At 69.7% G+C, this 23,903-nt stretch carries 17 protein-coding genes; 5 read left to right on the top strand and 12 right to left on the bottom strand.

Translation table 11 applies throughout. The annotated features are described in order from the left end of the window. Positions 1-9 precede the first annotated feature (9 nt). Complete coding sequence (locus tag Q1N79_RS29190; RefSeq protein ID WP_300614323.1) at positions 10-771, top strand: ABC transporter permease; 762 nt, start codon at positions 10-12, stop codon at positions 769-771. A 36-nt stretch (positions 772-807) separates the two neighbouring features. Here Q1N79_RS29190 and Q1N79_RS29185 read toward each other — a convergent pair whose 3' ends face one another. Next, entirely contained in the window at positions 808-4,008 is a 3,201-nt protein-coding gene (locus tag Q1N79_RS29185; protein ID WP_300614322.1) for a BTAD domain-containing putative transcriptional regulator, read from the bottom strand. 74 nt (positions 4,009-4,082) lie between these two features. Further along, positions 4,083-4,253, bottom strand: a complete 171-nt coding sequence (locus Q1N79_RS29180) for a hypothetical protein (protein ID WP_300614321.1) — start codon at positions 4,251-4,253, stop codon at positions 4,083-4,085. A 432-nt stretch (positions 4,254-4,685) separates the two neighbouring features. On the opposite strand from Q1N79_RS29180, the gene Q1N79_RS29175 reads away from it, so the two are divergent. Beyond that, positions 4,686-5,300, top strand: coding sequence for an FMN-binding negative transcriptional regulator (locus Q1N79_RS29175; protein ID WP_300614320.1), 615 nt, complete (start codon positions 4,686-4,688; stop codon positions 5,298-5,300). 36 nt (positions 5,301-5,336) lie between these two features. Here the strand turns inward: Q1N79_RS29175 and Q1N79_RS29170 are convergent, their stop codons facing one another. Further along, complete coding sequence (locus Q1N79_RS29170) at positions 5,337-5,714, bottom strand: nuclear transport factor 2 family protein (RefSeq protein ID WP_300614319.1); 378 nt, start codon at positions 5,712-5,714, stop codon at positions 5,337-5,339. Between the two features lie 269 nt (positions 5,715-5,983). On the opposite strand from Q1N79_RS29170, the gene Q1N79_RS29165 reads away from it, so the two are divergent. Beyond that, positions 5,984-9,925, top strand: coding sequence for an ABC transporter ATP-binding protein (locus tag Q1N79_RS29165; RefSeq protein WP_300614318.1), 3,942 nt, complete (start codon positions 5,984-5,986; stop codon positions 9,923-9,925). 282 nt (positions 9,926-10,207) lie between these two features. Next, positions 10,208-11,797 carry an arylsulfotransferase family protein gene (locus Q1N79_RS29160; protein ID WP_300614317.1) on the top strand — a complete coding sequence of 530 codons (1,590 nt, stop codon included), beginning with the start codon at positions 10,208-10,210 and terminating at the stop codon, positions 11,795-11,797. Between the two features lie 353 nt (positions 11,798-12,150). On the opposite strand, the gene Q1N79_RS29155 is transcribed toward Q1N79_RS29160, so the two are convergent. The 8 genes from Q1N79_RS29155 to Q1N79_RS29120 form a co-directional block, all read right to left on the bottom strand. Continuing rightward, a complete protein-coding gene (locus Q1N79_RS29155; protein WP_300614316.1) occupies positions 12,151-15,120 on the bottom strand; it encodes an MFS transporter in 2,970 nt (989 codons plus the stop codon). Next, entirely contained in the window at positions 15,117-15,827 is a 711-nt protein-coding gene (locus Q1N79_RS29150; RefSeq protein ID WP_300614315.1) for a sulfotransferase family protein, read from the bottom strand. Before Q1N79_RS29150 ends, Q1N79_RS29155 begins: the two co-directional genes overlap by 4 nt. Positions 15,828-16,169: 342 nt before the next feature. Beyond that, on the bottom strand, positions 16,170-17,876 hold the full coding sequence (locus Q1N79_RS29145; RefSeq protein WP_300614314.1) for a GMC family oxidoreductase: 1,707 nt from the start codon (positions 17,874-17,876) through the stop codon (positions 16,170-16,172). An 11-nt stretch (positions 17,877-17,887) separates the two neighbouring features. Beyond that, on the bottom strand, positions 17,888-18,805 hold the full coding sequence (locus Q1N79_RS29140) for a gluconate 2-dehydrogenase subunit 3 family protein (RefSeq protein WP_300614313.1): 918 nt from the start codon (positions 18,803-18,805) through the stop codon (positions 17,888-17,890). A gap of 5 nt (positions 18,806-18,810) precedes the next feature. Continuing rightward, positions 18,811-18,987 carry a hypothetical protein gene (locus Q1N79_RS29135; protein WP_300614312.1) on the bottom strand — a complete coding sequence of 59 codons (177 nt, stop codon included), beginning with the start codon at positions 18,985-18,987 and terminating at the stop codon, positions 18,811-18,813. A 53-nt stretch (positions 18,988-19,040) separates the two neighbouring features. Then, entirely contained in the window at positions 19,041-20,276 is a 1,236-nt protein-coding gene (locus Q1N79_RS29130; protein ID WP_300614311.1) for a zinc-binding dehydrogenase, read from the bottom strand. 71 nt (positions 20,277-20,347) lie between these two features. Beyond that, positions 20,348-21,205: an ABC transporter permease gene (locus Q1N79_RS29125; protein ID WP_300614309.1), complete on the bottom strand. Its 858-nt coding sequence runs from the start codon at positions 21,203-21,205 to the stop codon at positions 20,348-20,350. After that, positions 21,202-22,170 (bottom strand): ATP-binding cassette domain-containing protein, encoded by a 969-nt coding sequence (locus Q1N79_RS29120; protein WP_300614308.1) that lies wholly within the window; start codon positions 22,168-22,170, stop codon positions 21,202-21,204. Before Q1N79_RS29120 ends, Q1N79_RS29125 begins: the two co-directional genes overlap by 4 nt. A gap of 125 nt (positions 22,171-22,295) precedes the next feature. On the opposite strand from Q1N79_RS29120, the gene Q1N79_RS29115 reads away from it, so the two are divergent. Beyond that, positions 22,296-22,949, top strand: coding sequence for a TetR/AcrR family transcriptional regulator (locus Q1N79_RS29115; protein WP_300614307.1), 654 nt, complete (start codon positions 22,296-22,298; stop codon positions 22,947-22,949). Here Q1N79_RS29115 and Q1N79_RS29110 read toward each other — a convergent pair. Further along, positions 22,946-23,671 carry a cyclase family protein gene (locus tag Q1N79_RS29110; RefSeq protein WP_300614306.1) on the bottom strand — a complete coding sequence of 242 codons (726 nt, stop codon included), beginning with the start codon at positions 23,669-23,671 and terminating at the stop codon, positions 22,946-22,948. The genes Q1N79_RS29115 and Q1N79_RS29110 overlap by 4 nt on opposite strands. Positions 23,672-23,903: the final 232 nt, after the last annotated feature.

Genomic DNA, 23,903 nt, shown 5'->3' with positions numbered 1-23,903 from the left:
GGAACAACGATGAACACGCATTTCTTCGGCGACACCGCCGTCCTGCTTGGACGGTCCATGCGCCACATCGCGCGCAGCCCGGACACGATCATCACGACCGCCGTCATGCCGATCGCCTTGCTGCTGCTGTTCGTCTACGTGTTCGGCGGCGCCATCAAACACGGGCCGCAAGCGTATGTGACCTACCTGCTGCCCGGGATCCTGCTTATCACGATCGCCTCAGGCATCTCCTACACCGCGCTCCGGCTCTTCACGGACATGCAGGGCGGCATCTTCCAGCGGTTCCAATCCATGCCGATCGCCCGGTCGTCCGCGCTGTGGTCGCACGTGCTGACCTCGCTGGCCGCCAACCTGATCTCGCTCGTGGTCGTCGTGCTCGTCGCTGTCGCCATGGGCTTCCGCTCGGGGGCGGGAGCGCTGGCGTGGCTCGCGGTCGCCGGCATCCTGTTCCTGTTCACCCTGGCGCTGACGTGGATCGCCGTCATCCCCGGCCTGTCCGCTAAGTCCGTGGACGGCGCGGGCGCGTTCTCCTACCCGCTCATCTTCCTGCCGTTCATCAGCTCGGCATTCGTGCCCACAAGCACCATGCCCGGGCCGGTACGCGCCTTCGCCGACAACCAGCCCGTGACCTCCATCGTCAACACGGTCCGCGACCTGCTCGCTCAGCAGCCGGCCGGCACCAGCATCTGGACCGGCCTCGCCTGGTGCCTCGGCATCCTCGTCGTCGCGTACGCGCTCGCCATCGTCACCTACCACCGCAAGATCGCATAGCGATGTGCCGGGCGCGGGTCCTGTTCCGGGGGGAACTCAACCGCCGACCGCCGCCCGCGCCGCAAGCGCGGCGCGGGCGGCGGCGCGCAGGCGTTGCGGGTCCAGGCCCGCGTACGACGACACGGCGCCGGCGTAGGCCGGCCCGTCGGCGTCTTGTGCAGCCTGCCGGGCGCGCGCGGCGGACATGGCCGGCTGGAGCCCGTTCTTGAGGCCGAAGCGCTCGGCCAGCGCGATCATCCTGGCTCCCGACTTCGCCAAGCCGGCGTCCGCCGCGCGCTGGCCCTGGTCGATGTCGGTCATTGCCAGGGCCAGCAGCAGTGAGCCGCAGACGGCGAGGCCATCGGAGGCGGCCAGCGTTCCAGACGGCGGCCCCGGGTCCGTGGTCAGCGCTGACAGCGCGGCGGGCAGCGCCCCGGTGATCTCCGCGACCAGGGCGAGCCGGCCGTGGTACGCGTGGACGACCACGGTGGTGGCCTGAATCTGCAGTGCCCAGGGATCCTGGCGGGACAGGTGCCCGCCGGGTCCGGGGCGCTGCGTGTCCCGCAATGCCGCCGCGGCAGTGCGCCACAGGTGCAGGCCGGTATCGACGTCGCCGCGGCCGAGCGCTATCTCGGCGCGCATCACGGTGTCGAACATCGGCATATCCCAGGGCTCGTCCGCGCCGTGCGGCGTTGTCAGCTTCAGCTCGCGTTCCGCCTCGTCGTAGGCGCCCAGCTGCAGGTTGGCTGCCACGATTGCCTCGCGCACCCGGTCCGCGGTGGACCACGCCCCGAACGCCTCGAGCACCGACAGCGCCGCGGTCAGGTGATGCAGCGCCTCGTCGCACGAACCGGCCTCGTCAGCTTGGAGGCACAGTTCGCCGATCCGGGCATGCGCGGCGGTCCGGAGCCACGCACTGCCACGGCGCTCGACGGCGGCGAGCGACCGCCGCGCCGCCGCAAGCGCGCCGTCCAGGTCGCCCGCCTCCTCCCACATGTAGCTGGCCACGTAGCTGGCCATGCCCGCGATCAGCGGCTGGTCGCTATCGGCCAGCGCCTGCATGGCTGCGAGGTCCGCCTCGGGCGGCCCATGCAGCGCGTTCAGCACGGCCTGCGCGGCCCGCGCGAAGGTGTCCGGCGGAGCGGGCGGCAGCCGCCGCAGGCCCACCAGGAACCGCGCCGGGCTTGGCCCCCGCAGCAGCAACCCGCTCATCGCGCCCAGGACCAGGCTGGTCCGGGTTGCCTCGACGAGGGCGGGTTCGGGCCGGAACGGCGGCAGAATCCGGGCCGTGTCCCCGGCCAGGGCAGTCAGGCGGCCGAAGCTCGACTCGGCCACCCACAGCGCGCCCAGCACCGCCGACACCGCAGCGACCGTTCCCGCGTCCCTGCGGTCGAGCCCGTGCCGCAAGGCCTGGACCAGGTTGTCCTGCTCACTCCTGACCAGCTCAAAAGCAGCGAGGTCGTCGCGGGCGAGCACCGAGCCGTGGTGCGCGACGCCGAAGCCGCGGGCCCAGTCCAGGAACCGGCCGGTGACGCGATCGGTCTCGCCCGCGTCCTCCCGGCGCGCCGCGGCGAACTCCCGGACGGTTTCCAGCATGCGGTAGCGGGTGCCCGAGGCGGTGTCGACGACCTTGAGCAGCGACTGACCGGCGAGCGGCTCAAGGACCGGCAGGATGCTGTCGCCGAGCAGGTGCCTGGCGGCGCCGGCGGTGAAGCCGCCGGGGAACACCGACAGGGCGCGCATAGCTGCCTGCCCGGCCGGGTCGAGGAGGTTCCAGCTCCAGTCGATGACGGCGTGCAGCGTCCGGTGTCGTTGCGGCGCGTCGCTCGCGCCCCCGCGCAGCACGGCGAACCTGTCGTCGAGGCGGCTGGCAATCTCGGCCACCGACATGACCCGGACCCGTGCGGCGGCCAGTTCCGCGGCGAGCGGCAGCCCGTCCAGGCGGCCGCACAGCTCCCGCACGGCCGACGCGGGCAGGTCAGCGTCGGGCCGGGCCGCCCGTGCCCGCTGCTCGAAAAGCTCGGCCGTGGTGGCCAGGTCCAGCTCGGGCAGCAGGTACACCGATTCCGACGACAGACCAAGCGGAGCGCGGCTTGTGGTAAGCACGCGCAGGTCCTTGCTCAGCGCCACCAGGACCCGCACCAGGTCCGCGGCGCCCTGCACCACGTGCTCGCAGTTGTCCAGCACCAGCAGCGCAGGACCCGGACCCAGGGCGGCCACGATCCCGGCGGGTCGCTGCGGCGGTGCGCCGGCGCGGCTGACCGGGCTGCCGCCTTCCTCGCCGACGCCAAGGGCGGACGCCACCTCGGCCGTGACATCGCCATCGGCGGCGACGCCAGCGAGCTCGACGACGTGCACGACGCGCTGCTCTGCCTGGCTGCTGACCGCGTGCGCCAGCCGGGTCTTGCCCAGGCCGCCGGTACCAACGATCGACGTGACCCGGGACCCGCGCAGCAGGCCGGCCACGGCGGCGATGTCGTGGTCCCGGCCGAGCAGCGGGTTGGGCTCGTGCCGGACACCGCGGCGGATCACGGGCACGCCGGCCTGCAGCAGCTCCTGGTGCACACCCTGCAGCGCGGCACCCGGGTCGCTGCCGAGCTCGTCGCGCAGCCGCCGCCGGTAATCGGCGTATCTGGCGAGCGCGGCCGCGGGCCCCGCCGTCGCCGCCTCGCACCGCAGCAGTTCGGCCAGGACTTCCTCGTCCCGCGGGGACCGCAAGGTCAGCTCGCGCAGCGGTGCTGCCGCCTCGGCCCGCCGCCCCAGACGTGACAGCGCCAGCGCGCGGGCCCGCAGCAGCGACCGGTAGGCAGGAACCCGGGCCGCACGCAGGACCGACAGCGGCTGGCCGTCCCCGGCCTCCCAGTCCGCGGCGCCGTCGCACAGCGCGAGCCCGGCCTCGGCATGTCCGAGCGCCCCGAGGTGATCCCCGGCCCGGGACCGCTTCTCACTCTCGTCCGCGCTGACCAGTATCGCGGAGGCATCGATCTGGTCGTCACCCAACGAGAGGCGGTATCCACCCGGCGTGCTCACGATGACACCGGCGCCGAGGCGGGCCCGGGCCCGTGACACAACGACCTGGAGCGCCTTCAACGGGTGCTCGGGTCGCTCGTCCGGCCACAGCGCGTCCACCAGCCGGGAAGTGCTGCACCCCGCGTGCGGATCCTCGGCCAGGAGCGCAAGCAGGTTTTGCAGCCGGGGGCCGGTGATCTCCAGGCTGCCATAACTAACCTGCGACAGCAGGGCCAGCTCAACCGTCACCGCCATCAGATTAGCCGGTCCCCTCCCAAACGACGCGGGTGACGGCAATGCCCCGGACGCACCGCTGCCAGTACCTAGGCCTCTGGGGCTTCCTGCCGACGCCGCTTGCGCATGATCGCGATAGCGAGCTTCACGTGCTTGACCGCCGAGCCGGGCAGAGCGTCCCGGTCAGCTTCTGACATGGCCACCACGCGCTGCAGCAGCGCAATGGCCTGCTCTTCGGCCTTGTCTTTCCGGTGCGTCACGCCGGCCCTCCCGCTGTCCCGCCGCTCCTACGCCAGGCGCGCCCTGCCAGGCCCTGGTGCCGAGCGACCCGCGTCCGGATCTGCCGCCAGCGGACTAGGGCTGGCGGCCAAGCCGGGTCTACTTCCTGACGCTTCTCGAACCCTCGCGGGACGACCGGCCTCTGGCCCTTACCGCCAGGTCGGCCAGCCAACTGCCACCGTAGGCGCGGCCAGGCTGAAGGTCGACTGATTTACCGCTCGTGCCACCGCGAGGAGGGTCAAGCAACGGCGGACGGAGCTGGCGGTGGGGCCCCCAACGCCAAGCCTATTGGTGGCGGGGCCCACAGCGCCAAAAAAGCGGCGCGCGGGCGCGGGCGGGACTGGGCGCGGGCGGGACTGGGCGCGGGCGCCGGCAATGGCGGGCGGGCCGGCGTGCCTGACAGAATCGCGGCTATGCGCCCCAACCCCAAGCACGCAAGCGAGGACCCGGAGGTGGTCCGCCAGCTCATCAGGGACTACCCGTGGGGGATCTTGGTGAGCGGCAACGACGGCCAGCTGGTCGCCTCGCACTACCCGGTGCTGCTTGATGAGGAGGCCGCGGGGCTGACCGTGCTGACCCACGTCGGCCGCCCCGACGATAAGATCCACGGGTTCGGGGACAGCGAGGTCATGCTGATCGTCCAGGGACGCCATGGCTATATCTCGCCGAGCTGGTACGCGCCGGGCGCGATCCGCGCGCCGACCTGGAATTTCAGCGTGGCGCACTGTTACGGCGTGCCGCAGCTCCTCGGCGAGGAGGAGAACCTTGCCGTGCTCGCCCGGCTTGTCGCGCACTTCGAGCGACATGTCGACAAGCCGATGCTGCTCGACACCGACTGGGGCCGGCCGGTCGCCCGCGGCACGGTCGGCATCCGCCTGCCGATCACGCGATTCGTCTGCAAGATCAAGATGAGCCAGGACAAGGATCCGGTCACGCAAGCCCAGGTCATGGCCGCCCTGCGCGCACCTGGCCCGTACCACAACCCCGGGCTCGCCAGCGACATGGCCCGGGCGCTTTCCGCGGAATAGGCGGTAAGCGAACGGATCGCCGGGAGCGCCGCAGGGTCAGTAACGTTCGACCAGGTGAGCGCGGCTTGCCGGAAGCTCGTACGGCTCGGGCCAGAAGTCGGTGATCGCCGCGATGGCGCCGTCGGCGGCGAGCTCGAAGAAGCACAGGCCGGGCTGTGTGCCCTCCCGCCCGGTGAACTCGACCCAGCTGGCTGCGTGCCGGCCTTCGCCGACGATCTGCCGCACCGTGAGGTGCCAGTCGTAGGCGAAGCCCTCCACGTTGAACCGGAGGTAGGCCTCCCGGCCGCGGACCTGCTCCCTGGCCTGGGGGCCGCGGTAGATCACGTCGTCGGCGAGCAGCGCGCCGAACGCGTTCCAGTCCCTTGCCTCTGCCGCGGCCCAGTAGGCCGCGACCACTTCGTGCGCGTTAGTCATGCCGGGCAAGCTACCGGGTTCCTCGCCAAGGCGGAATGTCGGCGGGCGGTGTTAGTGTGCGGCTGCGACATCGGGACGGTGGGAACAAAGCCCTGGTGCCCGGCTGCTGACATCGATGGACGGGCGCAGGCAGGAACCAGGGCGCGCCGGCGGTAGCCGGGCGGCAGAAAAACCGTTAGTTTCGGAAATGAAACTTCTAGCACGGGGCGTTGGAAGTCTTGGCGTGTTAGCGGTCGTGGTCCAGCGGAGCGGCTCTCACTCGGGGACGGATGAAGAAAAAAGACAGCAAGGACGGCCAGCGCAGCAGCGAGGCTCGCTGGCTCAGGAGGCTGGCAGGGTACTGCTGGCGGTACCGGCGCGACGTGATCATCGCGGTGGCAGGGGCACTGCTCTACGTGGCCGCCACGCTGGCCATCCCGCTGCTGCAGCGGGCGATCATCGACAACGTCATCGTCACGCACAAGGAGTCGGTCTGGCCGCTGGCGATCGGGCTGCTGATCGCCGCGGCGGCCAACTTCGCCGGCATCTACATGCGGCGGTTCCGCGGCGGGAAGATGGCGCTCGACGCGCAGCACGCCATGCGGACCGAGCTGTTCGACTCGCTGTCCCGGCTGGACGGCGCGCGGCAGGACGAGATCCACACCGGCCAGCTCGTCGGCCGGTCGATCTCCGACCTCAACATGGTGCAGGGCCTGCTGCAGTGGATGCCGCTGACCCTGGGCAGCGTGCTCCTGTTCGTCTTCTCGCTCGTCATCATGATCATCCTGTCCCCGCCGCTGGCGCTGGTCGCGGTCGCGGTGGCCCCGGCGCTCTGGCTGATTTCGACGGCGGCGCGCAAGAAGCTCTTCCCGGCGAGCTGGCACGCGCAGCAGCAGGTCGGCGAGGTCGCCGGGATCGTCGACGAGGCGATCGGCGGCGTCCGGGTCGTCAAGGGGTTCGGCCAGGAAGAGCAGGAGATGCGGCGGATGGAGGCCGCCAGCGAGGACCTGTACGGCTCCCGGCTGCGGATGATCAGGTACACCGCGCGGTACAACCCCGCGCTCACCGCGATCCCGTCGCTCGGGCTGGTGGGCGTGCTCGCCTTCGGCGGCTGGCTGGCGATCCACGGCCAGGTCACGCTCGGCACGTTCCTCGCGTTTTCGAGCTACCTGGCTCAGCTCGCCGGGCCGGTGCGGGTGCTCACGAACCTGGTGACGATCGGCCAGGAGGCCCGCGCCAGCGTCATCCGGGTGTTCGAGGTGATCGACTCCCGCCCGGCGATCAGCGACAAGCCCGACGCGATCGACCTGCCGGCGGACGCGAACGGGATCGTGTTCGACGACGTGAAGTTCGGGTACGTGCCGTCGCAGCCGGTCCTGCGCGGGCTGACGCTTGAGGTCAGGCCCGGCGAGACCGTCGCGGTCATCGGCCCCTCGGGGTCAGGGAAGTCCACGCTGTCGCTGCTGCTCCCCCGCTTCTACGACGTGCGCGGCGGCGCCGTGCGCATCGGCGGTTACGACGTGCGCGACGTGACGCAGCAGTCGCTGCGGGCCGCCATCGGCCTGGTCATGGAAGACAGCTTCCTGTTCTCCGACAGCGTCCGCGCCAACATCGCCTACGGGCGGTCGGACGCCACGCTGGAGCAGGTCGTGGCCGCCGCGAAGGCGGCAGAAGCCGACGACTTCATCCGCGAGCTGCCCGACGGATACGACACGGTGATCGGCGAGCAGGGACTGACGCTGTCCGGCGGCCAGCGGCAGCGGGTCGCGCTGGCGCGCGCGCTGATCACCAACCCCCGGCTGCTGCTGCTCGACGACGCCACGTCGGCGGTCGACCCGCGGATCGAGGCGGAGATCCACGCGACCCTGCACCGCGTCATGGCGGGCCGGACGACCCTGCTGATCGCGCACCGCAAGTCGACGCTGAACCTGGCCGACCGGATCGCGGTGCTCACCGCCGACGGGCGGGTCCGCGACGTGGGCACGCGCGAGGAACTCGCCGCGCGATCCGAACTGTTCCGGCTGCTGATCTCCGGGCCAGGCGACGACGCCGAGGGCACCGACGCGGGCGACCTCCCCGCGGCGGCCAGCGGGGAGTTCGGCGGGCAGTACGCCGCCGCAGACCTCGTCACCGCGAGTGCCGCCGGCCGCGCGCTGGCTGGGGATGGCGCAGCCGCCACGGCTCGTTCGGGATATGAGGATTCAAGAACCGACACGGCGCGGGCGCTTGCAACTTCCGCCGGCGCGGGGATCGGGCGCGGCGGTGCGCGGGGGCGGGGAGCCGCCCGCGGCAACGCGCGGCTTGACGGCATGATCGGCAGCGTCCCGCCGAGCCCCGAGCTGCTGGCCAAGGTCGCGGCGCTGCCGCCGGTGAAGGACGCGCCGAAGGTGGACGTGGCGCGGGCGCGCGCCGCCGACCGGCACTTCACGCTGCGCAAGCTGTTGCGGCCGATCGCGGTCGCGCTGATCGCCGGGCTCGTGCTCGACGGCCTGGACGCCGCCGCCAGCCTCGCGCTTCCCGCCCTCGTGCGCGGCGGGATCGACCAGGGGGTCGAGGCGCGGGCCTTCGGGTTCGTCGTCCTCATGGCGCTGATCGGGCTGGCGATCGTGTTCGGCGACTGGCTGGTGAACATCGCCGAGACCATGGTGGTCGGGCGCAACGGCGAGCGGCTGCTGTTCACGCTGCGGGTGAAGATCTTCGCGCAGCTGCAGCGGCTCGGCCTGGACTTCTACGAGCGTGAGCTGTCCGGGCGCATCATGACCAGGATGACCACCGACGTGGACGCGCTGTCCACGTTCCTGCAGACCGGGCTGGTCACGATGGTCAGCTCGGTGCTCACGTTCTTCGGCGTGCTCGCCGCGCTGCTCGTGATCAACCTGCGGCTTGGCCTGTTCGTGCTGGCGATCATGCCGTTCCTGATCGCGGCGACCGTGATCTTCCGCAAGAAGTCGTCGCAGGCGTACACGGAGGCGCGCGAGCGGGTCAGCGTGGTCAACGCCGACCTCGCGGAGAACGTGGCCGGGCTGCGGACCACCCAGGCCTTCCGGCGCGAGGAGCAGAACCGGGCGCGGTTCGCCGGGCGCAGCGACGCGTACCGGGTCTCCCGGTTGCGGGCCCAGCGGTACATCGCGCTGTACTTCCCGTTCGTGCAGACCCTGTCGACCGTGGCGTCCGCCCTCGTCCTCGTCCTGGCGGTCGGCGAGGTCAGGTCCGGCGTGCTGACGGCGGGCGCGCTGATCGCCTACCTGCTCTACATCGACATGGTGTTCGCGCCGGTCCAGCAGCTGTCCCAGGTGTTCGACGGGTACCAGCAGGCGGCGGTCGGCGCGGCGCGGATCAAGGACCTGCTGCGGCTGCGGACGTCGGTGCCCGAGGCCGCCGGTCCGGTGCCTGTGCCCGCCGCGGGACTGGCGGGGCTGATCGAGCTGCGGGACGTGCGGTTCGCCTACCGCACCGGGTCTGCCCTGTACGGAGCGGACGCGGTGTACGACAACGACGGGACGGATGGTGCCTACGCGACGCAGGAGGCTCCGGCCGCCGAGGCGATCGCCGGGGTGTCGTTCACCATCACGCCAGGGGAGACCGTGGCGCTGGTCGGGCAGACCGGGGCGGGCAAGTCCACGATCGTGAAGCTGATCGCCCGGTTCTACGACGTCACAGGCGGCGCCGTCCTCGTGGACGGGGTGGACGTGCGGCGCTACGACCTGACCGCCTACCGTCGCAGGCTCGGCGTGGTGCCGCAGGAGTCCTACCTGTTCAGCGGCACGGTCGCGGAGGCGATCGGGTACGCGCGCCCGTCCGCCTCGCGGGACGAGGTGATCGCGGCGGCGCGGGCGGTGGGCGCGGACGAGATGATCATGCGGCTGCCCGGCGGATACGACCACGAGGTCGGCGAGCGCGGGCGGAGCCTGTCGGCCGGGCAGCGGCAGCTCATCGCGCTGGCGCGGGCGCAGTTCGCCGACCCGGACATCCTGCTGCTCGACGAGGCGACGGCGGCTCTGGACCTGGCGTCGGAGGCCGCGGTGACCGCGGCCACCCGGCAGCTGACCTCGTCGCGGACGACGATCGTCGTCGCGCACCGGCTGACCACGGCGGCGCGGGCTGACCGCATCGTGGTGCTCGACCACGGGCGGGTCGCCGAGATCGGCACGCACGACGAGCTGCTCGAGGCTGGCGGCGTGTACGCGGGACTGTGGGACGCGTTCGTCGGGGACGCGGAGTACGCTGCCTGACAGGTGGCGGGCGTTCACGGCGTTCACCGCGTTCACGGCGTTCGCGGCGTGAATCACAGTTCGACCTGCGGCGCGGGCTCAGCCGTTGCCCGTGCTCCGCAGTAGAGTTAAAACGACCCAGCTAAGGTAGCTGATCTCGAACGCGTAGACGACTCGAAAGAGCATTGAGTTTCTTTAGAGTTCGCTCAAAATCTTAAGTAAACACTAATTCGTCGTATACCTTATGCAGATCACCTTATGGACATCCCGCTCCCGCGACATAGTGGGACTAAGGAGACTGCGGTGGCGCAGGGAAACTTGACCAGCAAGAAGGCACCGGCCGCCCCCCAACCGCCGGACGGCATGTCGCGCAGGAATATCCTGGCCGGCGGCGCCGTGGTTGGGCTTGCCGCGCTGGCCGGCGCCGGTCTCGCCGGGTACAAGTGGGGCAGGGATGAGGACCGGCTCACCGTGGAATCGGCGGGCAAGGCCGCGACGCCAGCCCCAACGGTGACGACCACGGGAAACGTGCACTCGTTCTTGAGCAGGCCCGACCTGCAGCCGCCCGTTCTCTCGGTCGACGTGGTGAGCGCGCCCGCCGGCGTGCCGCCGTACGTCTTCCTGGCCAACAAGCCGTACGCGGCACAGACGCTGGTCGGCCAGCGCGGGCTGCTCATCGCCGAGCGAGGCGGGGACATCGCCTGGTTCAATCCCATCGAGCAGGACCAGGTCCTCGACTTCAACGTTCAGACCTACAAGGGCAAGCCCGTGCTCACCTGGTGGCACGGCGAGACGGGCGCAACGTACGGGCAAGGCAACTGCTACATCGCCGACTCGACCTACACCCAGATCGCCGAGGTCAAGTGCGGCAACGGCCTCATGGCCGACATGCACGAGTTCAACCTCACCAGCCAGGGCACCGCGCTGGTCGACGCGTACAACGAACAGAAGGCCGACCTGACCTCAGTGGGCGGCAAGCACGGGGTAGTAGCGGCGGGCGTTGTCCAGGAGATCGACATCGCGACTGGCGACGTGATCTTCGAGTGGAACAGCCTGGACCACGTGCCGCTCACCGAGTCGATGGTGCCCATCGGGCAGACCGGGACCCCCGGCAGCCCGTACGACTACTTCCACATCAACTCGATCGGCGTGGCCTGGGACGGCGACCTGCTCGTCTCTGGCCGCAACACCTCGACGATCTACAAGATCGGCCGGCGGGACGGCCAGGTCAAGTGGCGCCTCGGCGGGAAGAGTTCCAGCTTCACGGTGGGGCCCGGCGCGAGTTTCTACTACCAGCACCACGTCCGCTCGGTTGGCACCGGCGTGATCACGATCTTCGACAACGGGGCATCCCCGCAGATGCAGCCGCAGTCCCGCGGCATGATCGTGAAGCTCGACCTCACGAACATGACCGCGACGCTGCAGCAGGCGTTCACCAGCCCGGCCAGGCTGCTGGCCGACAACCAGGGCAGCATGCAGCTGCTGCCCGGCGGCCGGGCGTTCGTCGGCTGGGGCGCCCAGCCGTATTACACCGAGTTCGACGCCGACGGCTCGGTGACCATGAACGGGCAGCTCCCCAACGGTGATCAGTCGTACCGCGCGTTCACCGCGGGCTGGGTCGGCTACCCCACGGACAAGCCTGCGGTAGCACTGCAGGCCAACCCGGCACAGGGCACCGCAGTGTACGTGAGCTGGAACGGGGGGACCGAGGTGGCGACCTGGCAGGTGCTCGCCGGCAAGCACCCGTCGGGCCTGGGCGCGGTGGCGACGCAGCCGCGCAACGGTTTCGAGACCATGATCGTCGCGGACAGCAGAGGACCGTATTTCGCGGTGGCTGCGTACGACGCGTCAGGCAAGCAGCTCGGCGCGTCGAAGGTCGCGAAGCTCGGCTGAGCCGAAAACCAGGAAGCTCGGCTGAGCCGAAGACCAGGCGGCATGCATTATCACTGCGGGCCAGCGCGGGCCAAGGTCGTCCTACCGGTCCGCGGGGCGGCAGTGGTCGGCGGACCCGAACGAGGCCGCGCCCCGCTGGCCGCTAGTAGCCAACGCTGGTTGTCGACTGGGACGGTTTCGGGCTCGGGCTGTTGCTGCTTGAGCTGTTCGGACCGCATCCGGCGACGAGGCTTGTAATGAGCGCCAGCGCCAGCACGAGCAGCAGCAGGCGGTATCCGGATACCGCCGACCTGCAAAGGACGACTCCCCTGTTCAACGTGTTCCCCTCTGAAGAGATCGTTCTGTCACCGAGGTCACCCCTGACTCCGGAAGACCGTAGAGGTTCCGATTACCTGGCCACCGGCATCCAGTGCCTGAACCTCGAAGACGGAGCCCGTCCCCACCGGGATGGCGGTCTCGAAGCCGGACTTGGCCTTGGTCGCGACGACGGCCAGGTTTCCGGGATCCGAGCCCGCGAGCACCCGCCAGGACGTGACAGTGGTGGCGCCGTTCCAGCTCGCGTAGACGACGGTCCCGCCGCTGCCCGATCTGGCGGCGCCGCTGGGTGCGGTGAGCGGCAGCCCGGTCCAGTGGCTGACCTGTATCGCCCGGTAGCTCAGGTCTGGCCCGGGCAAAGTGGCGTCGAGCAGCAGCTTTCCTGACTTGCTGTACTCGGAGATGTAGGGCTCCGCACCCCAGCCGACAAGCGTGTTGCCGTTCGGCAGGACCTGCGTGCTGCCCATGTAGGCGGCCGATACTCCTCCGTGCTCGTACGCGCTGGCCAGGCTGGCCGTGTGGCTGGCCTGATTCAGCCGCAGCGTAAGCGCACGGGACGGGCCGTTCGGGGCGAGATAGGTGCCCGCGCCGCTGATCTGGCAGCAGTTGTCGTCGAACAGCGTGAGCGTCGAACCGCCGGTCAGCGTCGCGTCGTGCTGCCATTCGAAGGAAGCGCCTGACCCGAACGTGAAGCTTGAGTGCTTGCCGCCGAGTTGCCACTGGATCTTCCCTGTCGTGGTGTCGATCAGGTACACCGCCCAGGTGTTCCGCATGGAGACCAGCAGCGTGTGCGGACCAACCACCTGGATCGAGTTGACGTGGTAGACGTCCCACGGATACCCGTTGGTCGGCGGATTCGCGTAGCTGTCGCCGAACGGGATGTGCTTGAGCGCGTCCCACGTATACAGCAACTTGCCGGTCCGCAGGTCATACTCTTGCACCGCCGAATCCGTGATGGCCCCGTCCACCGAACCGCCGTAGGAGGCCAGGTTCGTGGGCAGGTTCTTGTTCGCGGTCACCCACGCGTCCTGGCCGACGATCACCAGCGAGTGCAGCGTGGGCACCCAGCCGTCCGCGCCCCGCAGCGTGGCCACGGTCTGGTAGTGGTCGTTGACGACGACATACTCTCCGGACTGGGTGGCGCCGGTGGACGTGATGACCCCCTGCCACCAGGACAGGACGGGCTTGCCCTCGTAGGTCTGTTCGCTGAGGTCGGACGCGACGACGTTCTTGGGGACCGGCTGGAACCACACCGGCTGCAAGTTGTTGTTCAGGATGAGCGGCCCGCTCTGGCCGTCCATCGGCGGCGTGCTGATGTCGTAGAAGTTGGCGAGCAGGAGGTAACCGGGTGCTAGCGCCGACTGGTCAACGGGCCCGTCCGCCTTGATGACGGGCGGGTGCAGATCGGGCGCTGACACGTAGCTGTACGTGTTCGCGGTGGTATAAGCGCCGATAGGAGGCGCCGGATGGTCCGCGTACACGAAGTCGAGCGCGGCGAAGACCGCCACCACGGTAACCACGACGGCAGGCAGCCGCAGCCGGACCCGGGCCGGCGTCCCCGGCGCGCCCGCCGGGAGCAGCCAGAACGTGCACACCGCGGCCAGGAACGTGAAGCCCGCCGCGATCAGGTACGCCAGCCGGAAACCTTCCGTGAGCGCGGTCGGCACGGTCGCGTTCTCGCCGATCATGCGGGTGGAATACCAGGTGGCGATCGAGGCGAGCAACGCTAGCCCGAGCCCGCCGCCGATCTGGCGCGAGGTGTTCACCAGGCCGGCGGCCAGGCCGGCCTGCTGGTGGCCCACGAACTGGGTCGCCGCGATCGTGGACGGGACGATCGAAAGGCCGATCCCCGCCGCGACCAGCAGCCCCGGCAGGACCACGGCTTCCGCCGCGTTGCCGTTAGGCGTGATCCTGCCCAGCAGGAGCAGCCCGGTCATCAGCATGCACAGCCCGGCGCCAAGCACCGCACGGACGCCGAACTTGCCTACCAGCCGGCCCGCCTGCGACGCCGTGGCCATGATCGTCAGAGCCATCGGGAAGAACGCGAGCCCGGCGTCGAGCGGCGAGAGCCCGATCACCTGCTGCAGGTAAAGCGAGCTCACATACCACATCGGGAACAACGCAGTGCTGAACAGCAGCACGACGATGTTAGCCGAACGCAGCGGTCTCGTGATCGCATTGAACGGCACCAGGGGATCCGCCGCGTGCTTCTCGACCAGCGGGAACAGGATGTTCAGCACGATCCCGACGATGAGCGGCACCAGCGCCCGCGCGGTCATCAGGCCGTAGGAACTGGCGTTGACGATCCCGTAAGCGATTGCCATCAGCCCGCAGGTCAGCGTGAGCGCGCCGGGCAGGTCGAACCGTGCGCCCCGCTTGGTGGGCCGATCGGTGATCACGACCCAGCAGATCGCGGCGGCCGCGATCCCGATCGGCGGGTTGATCAACAGCACCCAGCGCCAGCCGAGTTCCTCTGTGATGATCCCGCCGAAAAATGCGCCGGCCGCGCCGCCCGCCCCGTTCATGGCGCCCCAGAGGCCGATAGCCCTATGCCGGGCGGGCCCGGGCTGGAACGAGGAGGTGATCGCCGCCAGCGACCCGGCCGCCATCAGCGCGCCGCTCAGGCCCTGGACGACGCGGGCGCCTACGAGCATCTGCTGGCTGACCGCGGCACCGCCGATCGCCGACGTGAGCGCAAACAGGACAAGCGCGAACGTCAGCGTCTTGCGCTGGCCGATCTGATCGGCCGCGCGGCCGCCAAGCATCAGGAAGCCCGCGAACACGATCGCGTAGGCGATGACCACCCACTGCAGGTTGATCGCGGAAAAGCCCAGGCTGGCCTGCATCGACGGCAGCGCGACGTTCACGATGGTCAGGTCAAGGATCACCATGAACTGCGCGACGCAGCAGACGGTGAGCAGCCACCGCTGACGCGAGTCGAGCCTGGCCGCCGGCGGTCGCCGGCTGGGTTGAGCACGGCGTGGAAGCACTCCAACCAGGAAGTTCACCGGCCCGCGACCTGCACCTGACGCTCTTCCCGCCACTTCACGAGAGACCCGATCGCCGCCCCGTTCACCATGTCAGCGAATGCCGACGCGTCGTTGACATGCGGGACCGGACCCGAAGGCACCGGGACATCGAGGAACTCACACAACGGCTCCCAGCCGTCGCCCGCTGACCACACGAGCAGCCTGTCGGCGGGTACGTACCGGCGGACCTCGTCGTTGTAGCGCTCCATCGCACTGGCCAGGGCGCCTTCGTCGAAGCCGCCCTCGATCGTGCCGAGCAGGCCGCTCTTGTCCCACATGGCGCTCATCAGCGCTATGTAGTTCGCCCACGGAAGGTCGACCCGCGTCCGGGCGCCGGACAGGTCGCGCATCAGGCAGTCGCCGTAGAGGACTGCCCAGATCGTGTCCCGCATGCTGCGCGCCCAGGCCGCGCTATCACGCACGCTGAGCAGCACCTTGGCGTCGGGATACAGGTCCATCAGGTCCCGGTAGAAGAAGGCGCCTGGCCAGTCCACCGTGGCCTGGAAGCCGTCGAAGGTGGTCTTCCAGTCGGTCCTGCCCTCGAACGCGTCCATCCACCGCGGCACGAGGCTGAGATCGCTGAGGACGGTGACCATGTGATAGCAGGGGCCGAACCCGATCATCTCCAGGCAGACCTTCTGGGTCAAGGTTGCTGTGCGGGGCAGGCCCGCACCAATTAGCTTCATCTGGACTCCAAACTGCGGGATTCGCCGCCACGCCGCGGTTGGTCCCGCCGTCGGCGTGGACTCCCCGGCATGAGCTTTAGCAGTTCTTAAGTATTGCGTAACAAAGGACCATAGGCGTGCGAAAAACCGGATCTCAGATGATAAAGGAAAATTTTTTGTCATCTATGGAATATCACGTAAATTTGATCGAAAATTGGCTGTTATTCAGATAATTTTTTCTCAGAATGCTCCTCGGGCGTGTGCGCACTGAAACACTTGCAACCCATCGACCGATCTGGATGTTCAGCGAGCACTGCAAGACGTTCACGGCCCGGTTGGCCTACGGGTTCCGCGGACCCTGGCTCAGGCGGGGGTCCCGGCCAGGTGCCGCATGTTGCGCAGGGCAACGGCCATGATCGTGTTCGTCGGGTTGTGCGCGCCGGAGGAGACGAAGACGGAGCCGTCGGCGACGTAGACGTTGTCCAGGCCGTGCACGCGGCCGTAGGGGTCCGTGACGCTCGTTGCCGGGTCCGCGCCCATCATCATCCCGCCCATGATGTGGCTCCCGGTGGGCACCCCGCCGCTGTTGATCGTGTCCGGCACCGCGAGCGCCACCGCGGCGCCGGCGGCAGTCATCATCTTCTTCAGTATCGGAATGTAGAACTGCTGCGCCACCTGCTCGTACTTCCCGAGGCTCCAGGTGATCAGCGCCACGGGCAGGCCGAAGACGTCCTTGAGCGTCGAGTCGAGTGTCACCGTATGGTCAAGGTACGGCAGCTCGTCGCCGACGAACGAGCAGCCGGCCAGCCGGTCGCGCAGGACCGAGGAGCGCATGAGCTGCTTCAGGTCGGTGCCGAAGGGCTTGGATGGGCGGATGAGGCCAAGCAGGGTCTGGTAGGCCTGTCCCTCCGCGATCGGGTCCTGGCTGCCGCCGAGTTCCATGATCCCGCCGCGGATGTAAGGCAGGCCGTTCGCCTTCGCGTAGGCCCGGGCGCCGGGGAAGTCCGGGTCGGCGGCGTCCTCCGCGCACTGGGTCGTCGACCTGCCCCGGTAGGCGTGCATGCGCTCGTCGGTGAAAATCGCGGTGCCGTCGGTGAACGAGTGCAGCATGAGCCTGCGGCCGAGCTTGCCGCTCTGGTCCGGGAACGCTGACAGCAGCGCGAGCCGCACGGTTTCGATGGCGGACGCGGCCATGATGACCACGTCCGCGGTCTCCGTGCCGGTCACCGGCCCGCTGGAGGTCATCCGCACCCAGTTCACCCCGGTCGCCTGCCGCGCCGCGCCGGAGCCTTCGAGCAGGACCCTGGTGACCATCGTCTCGGCGATCAGCGTCACCCGCCCGGTGCGCAGGGCCAGGCGCAGCGGCATCAGCGCCGATGGCCTGGCCACGAGCGGGCACCCGTAGTTGGCGCAGAAACCGCAGTCGTTGCAGGCGTGCTGATCGTTGTACGGCTGGGAGTTGATCGCCATCGGGAACGGATGCGGGTGCATGCCGACGGCGGCGGCGCCCGCGGCGATCGTCACCGACGAGAGCTGCTGCGGGCCTGGCGGCATCGGGTACGGGCCGCGCGGCGCGTGCTTGAGCACGATGTCGGGCGTAGCCGCCAGGTCGCCCTGCACGCCGATGAGGTTCTCTACCTCCTCGTAGTAGGGCGCGATGTCGGCGTAGGTGAACGGCCAGTCGGCCACGTCGGCGCCCGGAACCGGTCCGAGGGCGGAAAGCTGCTGGAAATCGATGTCCCAGAACCGCGGCACCTTCGCGTCCCAGTGCACCGTCCCGCCGCCGACGAGCTGGGGCAGATCATCGACGCTGCCCGTGTACTGGACGGCGGCCGTGCCGGCCGGCCGCCAGGCGCGCGGGAACGCCAGCGGATCGGGCCCGGCGAAGTAGCGCACGTTCATCTTGAGGTCGTCGTTGGAGAACAGCGTCCCGATCGGCCCCTCGCCGGCCAGGTTGGTGAAGAAGTTGGGGCCCTTCTCGAACACGACGACCTGCCACCCGGCCTGCGCCAGCACCATGGCGGCGAACGACCCGCCGGCGCCGCTGCCGATGACGACTGCCTTGCGCATCGCCGCGCCGCTCACAGTTCGCCAAGGAGCTTCAGCACGTCGGCCACGATGCTGGTGTCGGCGACCGGATCGCGGCCGTCGGAGCGCTCGACCTGCTCGCTGGTGTAGCCCGCTGGCTGACTGTCACCGGGGTAGCTGATGTCCTTCCAGCCGACGAGGCCGCGGTTCCCGCCGTATTCGGGGACCGAGTACATGCCCTCGATCGTGTGCTCGAACAGCAGGGACAGGAACGTGCTCATCTCGGACCTGGCCAGGATCTTGTCCTGGTCCGCCGGGGCGGCCGTGGTGAAGTCACCGCCCGCCAGCTTGTCCAGGGCGGCGATGCCGCTGGTGTACTGCTCCTGCCAGCCCGCGAGGCGCTCGCGCCACGCGATGGCGCGGACCGGGTCAAGCGGGATGAAGGACGCCATGAAGTCGGGGCCGGACGTGTGACGGTTGCTCCACGGACCACCGGCGAAGATGAGCGGAACCGGCGTCCCAGTCCCGGCGGTTGCGCCGGTTGCGGCGTTCGTGGCGGTTGCGGCGTTCGTGGCGGTTGCGGCGCCTGTGCCGCTTGCAGCGCCTGTGCCGCTTGCGGCGCCTGTGCCGTCCCTCTCGATCACGGACAGCGCGCCGAGCATCGAGTCGATGTAGCCGGTCACCCCGGCCTCCCGGGCACCCGGATGGCCCGCCTCGGCCGGGTCGTCCTTGGGGCCTGGGGCTATCCGGGCGGTCGCGTCCTCGACCACGGCGGCCTGATGGGTGGAGAAGAACCGCAGCCCGGGGCCGGGTCCGGTCGCGCCGGTCGGGCTGGTCGGGCTGGTCGGGCCGGTCGGGCCGGAGGTTGAGGTGCAGCCGACGGACGCGAGAACTGACGCCGACGCGACCGCGGCCGGAATCCCCGTGATGATCACGCGGCGAGGCAGCGCCTGCCAGCCGAAGCCGATCACCGACGTCAGCCCGTCATGCCGAAGGCCGCAACGACCTTCGCTGGGCGCAGGCGTACCACAAGTTCGCCGGGAACGCCGCTGCGCTTGGGCTCTTCCGTGCGTTCCGCGTACAGACTGGGCTTGCCGGTCCGTGTGCCCTCCCGCAGGAAAGCGCGGACCCCGGGGTCGGCAATAACTGACACGCGGCAAGTCTAGGCACGTCAGACGGTAAGCAGAAGCAATTACGTAAGCCGAACTAAAAAAGGCAAAACGGCCAGGCCCGGAGACCCGGTAACGCGGGCTCGAGCAGCACCTTGACGGCGCCGGTGCGCCGCGAGTCCTTCAGCGCAAGCACCGCCTCGTCCCAGCGCACGAGCGGGAAGCGGTGCGTGATGACGGGCGTCAGGTCGAAGCCGTCGCCAATGAAGTCGAAGTAGTGCTCCATGGCATGCTTGGCCACCCCGCGCACCTGCTCGACGCCGAAGCCGTTCGAGCCGACGACGTGCAGCTCCTTGAAATACAGGGGGGTCCACTCGAAGCGCTTCGGCGGCTCCACGCCGGAGATGACGAGCGTGCCGCCGGTCGTGAGCAGCCGCAGCGACGTCTCGACGGTCTGATGCGAGCCGATCGTGTCGTAGACGACCGCGGGGCCGTCCTGCAGCCAGTCGCGCCTGCTCCACGGCGTGAGCGGCGTGGTGCCGACGCGGCGCGCGACCTGCGCGACGAGCTCGTCGGGCGCGGTAGGCAGCACGGCGTGGGCACCGAGGCGGGTGGCGAGCGCGGCCCGGGCGCCGGGACGCGTGACGGCCCACACCTCGCAGGCCGGGTACAGGTGCCGCAGCAGCGCGATGACCGCGAACGCCAGCGTGCCCGAGCCGTAGACGAGCACGGGCCGGGCGCTGGACGAGGGCGGCGCGAGCAGGACGGAGCGCAGCGAGACGCTGACCGGGTCGGCGAGCACGGCCGCCTCGTCGGAGATGTCGCCGGGAATGGGGAACAGCTGGGATACGTGCGCGGCGAAGCGCTCGGCGTGCGCCCCGGCGGCCGCCGCGCAGTTTCCGAGGTGGATGGAGACGGGCAGGCCGCCGGAACGGAAGTTGCGGCACCACGGGTAGCGGCCGTCACGGCAGGCCGCGCACGGCGGGTCGACGCCGCGGGGAACACAGGACAGCCACGGGTTGAGCACGACCCGCTCGCCCGTGTCCAGGCGCCGTCCGACGACCTCGTGGCCGAGCACGTGCGGGAAGGACACCAGCGCGGTGAGCGGGTTGTCGCGTGAGCCGTTCAGCAGGATCTGCTTCACGTCGGAGCCGCACAGGCCCGAGAAGGTCGTCTGGACGCGCACCCAGTCCCCGGCCGGAAGCGGCTGCTCCTCGATGTCCTCGACGCGGACGGGCGCGAAGCGGGAGACGAACGCTCGCCGGTCCACGCGGCCGCCGATGGCCGAAGCCGCCTCGCGCGCGAGGCTGTGCCGGAATACGAGCGCCTTCACGTCGACCCTCCTCCGCCGGGGCAGCGCAAACTACCTCAACCTAGCGCAGCCGCGGCTGGCTCAGCTCATCGCTACTCGGTTGTCCGGCGCCGGAAATACCGGGACGCGAGCGGCGCGGCCACGGCGAGGATCAGCGCCGACCAGGCCAGCGACGCCTCGATGGGGTGTTGCATCGGCCAGGCGCTGATCGCCGCGGACGGGTTCGGATTGCCCCAGAGCTGGCGGGCTCCGGCGGTCATCGCGCTGACCGGGTTCCAGTCCGCGAAGGCCTGCAGCCAGCCGGGCATGTGCTGGGTCGGCACCAGCGCGTTGGACACGAACGCGAGCGGGAACAGCACGATGAATCCGAACGAGGCGGCTGACTCCGGGCTCTTGCTGTTGAGCCCGGCGCAGGCGGCAACCCACGACAGCGAGTACGCGAAGAACAGCACGAGGGCGAATCCCGCGATGACCGCCAGCGGGCCCGCGCTGGTTCGCCAGCCGACCGCCAGTCCGGTGACGGCGACGACGAGCGCGCACAGGCAGGCGGTCAGCAAGTCCGCCAGGGACCGGCCGACCAGCACCGCGGGCCGCCACATCGGCAGCGTCCTGAACCGGTCGATGATCCCCTCGTGCAAGTCGGTGGCCAGGCCCACCGCCGTGCCCATGGTGGACGTGGTCAGGTTCAGCGCGAGCAGCCCGGCCAGGACGTAATCCTTGTAGCTGCCACCGTGAGGGATCGGGATCGCGCCGCCGAAGATGTAAATGAACAAGATCGTGAACAGCACGGGCTGGATCGTCACGTCGGAGAGTTGCATCGGCTCCCGGGAGATGTGCACCAGGTTCCTGCGCGTCATCGACACCACGTTCCTGACCCGCTCGGACGCGCTGTGGGTGAACTGCCTGGTCCCGGCCGCCTCAGGCGGCCGCTGTGCGATTGCCGTTGTCATGCCCGCGCTCCCTCGCGTTCGCGCTCTTCTTCGCCCGCACCGCCGGTAAGGGCGAAGAAGACATCGTCTAGCGAGGGCTGGCGGACCTCGATGTTGTCCACGAGCATCCCCGCCTCGTCCAGCGCCCGTACCAGGGCAGTCGCCAGGCCCGGTGCGCTGTCCACGGCAGCGCCGAGGCGCAACCCGTCGGAGCTGACCGATACCAGGCCGCCCACCAGGGGCGCGATCACCTCGGCGGCGTGCGGCCCTGGCTCGGCGAGCATCACCTCGACGTGCGCGCTCCGGCTGCGCTCCTTCAGCTCGAGCGGCGTCCCGTCGGCGATCACCCGCCCGTGATTGACCACCACGATGCGGTCCGCCAGGGCGTCCGCCTCGTCCAGGTACTGGGTGGTCAGCAGCACCGTGACGCCGGAGCCGATGAGCTCCCTGATCACCTCCCAGACTCGCTGCCTGCTCACCGGGTCCAGGCCCGTGGTCGGCTCATCCAGGAACAGCACCGGCGGCCGGGTCAGCATGCTGGCCGCCAGGTCCAGCCGGCGCCGCATGCCGCCGGAGTAGCCCTTGACCACCCGGTCGGCAGCGTCTGTCAGCTCGAAGAGCTCGAGTAGTTCCGCGGCCTTCGTCCTGGCCTGGCCCGTTCGCATGCCGCTGAGCTCGCCGACAAGCACGAGGTTCTGCCTGCCGGTCAGCAGCCCGTCCAGGGTGGCGTCCTGGGCGGCCACGCCGATCTGCCTGCGCACGGCGGCCGGGTGGGCCAGGACGTCAAGGCCGGCCACCCGGGCCTGGCCCGCGTCCGGCAGTGCCAGCGTGGTCAGGATCCGCACGGCGGTGGTCTTCCCGGCCCCGTTCGGGCCGAGCAGCCCAAGCACGCTCCCGGCTGGCACGGAGAAACTGACCCCGGCTAGCGCGCGCGTCTCGCCGTAATTCTTGACCAGGCCATCGGCCTCGATCACCGTGTCAGCCATCGCCGGTCATCCTCTGGCAGCTCATTGATAGCTCCTACTTAACGGTCGGTAAGTACGATGCCAGCATACACGACCCGCCTACCGACCGTTAGGTAAGGGGGCCCGCCTGGCGCTAAACTGGTCGCGTGACACAGGCAGAGCCAGCACTCGCGGCCGCGGGCGCGACGGCGGCCCCGGACGATCAGCCCGGCCGCGACCTGGGCAACGGCGACCAGACCGCCGCATCGACGCGCGAAAGGATCCTCGACGTCGCCCTGGAATTGTTCACCGACCAGGGTTTCGACGGCACCTCGATGCGCGAGATCGCGGAGCGGCTCCACATCAGCAAGCCGGCGATCTATTACCACTTCGCGTCCAAGGAAGACATCCTGATGGCGCTGCACATGCGCCTGCATGAGTTCGGCAGCACGGCGCTGGCACGCCTGGCGGGCCAGACCGTGACGCTGCAGACCTGGGGCGCGGTGCTCAACGAGCTGCTGGATCAGATGCTGGCCCAGCGCAAGATCTTCCTGCTGCACGAGCGCAACCAGGCGGCCCTGGAGAAGCTGCACCGCAAGGACCACGACGACCAGCACGACGACATCCAGCAGCGGTTCCGGCAGGCACTCACCGATCCGTCGCTGTCCCCGCGCGACCGGGTCCGGATGGCGTGCTCACTGGGCACGGTATTCGGGGCGCTGTTCATGGCCGGGGACGCGTTCGACAACCTCCCGAGCGCCGAACTCGGCTCCCTGATCAGGGACGCGGTCCGCGACGTCATAGCCGACCCCAGCGCCTAGACGGGCAGCCGGGCGTATGCCCGCACCGGGACGGTCCCGAGTCCCTGGATGCGCAGCGGCACCGCGGTGAAGATAGCGCCGGCTGGCGGCAGTCGCTCCAGCCCGGTCAGGTGCTCGATGACGGGGATGCCGGCGGCCAATAGCAGGGTGTGCGCGGGCCGCGCACCGTCCGCGGTGTCATCGATGTTGACCGCGTCGATGCCGACCAGCGCCGGGTCCTGGCTGGCGAGCCAGGCAGCGCCGTCCCTGGTGAGGAAGTGCGCGTCAGCGCCGTACTGCGGTGTGCCGAAGAGCGCGGCGTCGCCGGTGTGCAGCAGTACGGCTTTGCCGCGGACGTCCGCGCCCGCCAGGGCACTCAAGCCGATCTGCCGCTGCCCTGTGCCAGTGACCCGGATGACCAGCGCCTGGAGGTCGGCGGTGCGGGCCAGCGGTATGGCGGCAAGGTCCGGGCCGCCGGCAAAACGGTGGTAGGGCGCGTCCAGATAGGTTCCGGTATTGCCGACCATGGTGAGCTGGTCAATGGCGAACTCGGTGCCCGGGGCGTAATGCGCACGCGAGGCTTCCCTGGTCAGGTACGGCGTGATTTCGGGGCCGGGGAGCCCCGGATAGGTGACCATGCCCGCGCTGATCACATGGCTCAGCTCGACCAGGCCGCCGCCCGGATCAGGGGCTCTGTCGCCGTGGTCAGCCGACCCGCCCCGCGTTCCCTTGCCCTCGGTCATTGCCGCTCCGTCCTGGCCATCCGCCGCCCGCCCACAGGTGAAAGCTTTACACGGCTGTCCCGGCATTACGGAGCAGAAAGTGCCAACGGCGGAACCTCATCCGGCGTCTAGGTAGTGCACAACCGAAAGGTTCCGGTTTGCGCTCAACTGACCCGGGGGTAGCAGATGCCGCGTCGCCTTGGACTTATGCTCGCCGCGGCGGGCGGGGCGTGCGCCCTGCTCGCGGCGGCCT

It is taken from the genome of Trebonia sp. (genome assembly GCF_030042015.1).
Lineage (GTDB): Bacteria > Actinomycetota > Actinomycetes > Streptosporangiales > Streptosporangiaceae > Trebonia.
This window is presented reverse-complemented; position numbering and strand designations above follow the sequence as displayed.

What these genes read in the sequence shown, in the direction of transcription:
- Q1N79_RS29190 (WP_300614323.1), top strand. Translation starts at nt 10, where the DNA reads ATGAACACGCATTTCTTCGGCGACACCGCCGTCCTGCTTGGACGGTCC.
- Q1N79_RS29170 (WP_300614319.1), bottom strand. Translation starts at nt 5,714, where the DNA reads ATGACTAACGCGCACGAAGTGGTCGCGGCCTACTGGGCCGCGGCAGAG.
- Q1N79_RS29110 (WP_300614306.1), bottom strand. Translation starts at nt 23,671, where the DNA reads ATGACCGAGGGCAAGGGAACGCGGGGCGGGTCGGCTGACCACGGCGAC.
- Q1N79_RS29150 (WP_300614315.1), bottom strand. Translation starts at nt 15,827, where the DNA reads ATGAAGCTAATTGGTGCGGGCCTGCCCCGCACAGCAACCTTGACCCAG.
- Q1N79_RS29120 (WP_300614308.1), bottom strand. Translation starts at nt 22,170, where the DNA reads ATGGCTGACACGGTGATCGAGGCCGATGGCCTGGTCAAGAATTACGGC.
- Q1N79_RS29165 (WP_300614318.1), top strand. Translation starts at nt 5,984, where the DNA reads ATGAAGAAAAAAGACAGCAAGGACGGCCAGCGCAGCAGCGAGGCTCGC.
- Q1N79_RS29175 (WP_300614320.1), top strand. Translation starts at nt 4,686, where the DNA reads ATGCGCCCCAACCCCAAGCACGCAAGCGAGGACCCGGAGGTGGTCCGC.
- Q1N79_RS29145 (WP_300614314.1), bottom strand. Translation starts at nt 17,876, where the DNA reads ATGCGCAAGGCAGTCGTCATCGGCAGCGGCGCCGGCGGGTCGTTCGCC.
- Q1N79_RS29125 (WP_300614309.1), bottom strand. Translation starts at nt 21,205, where the DNA reads ATGACAACGGCAATCGCACAGCGGCCGCCTGAGGCGGCCGGGACCAGG.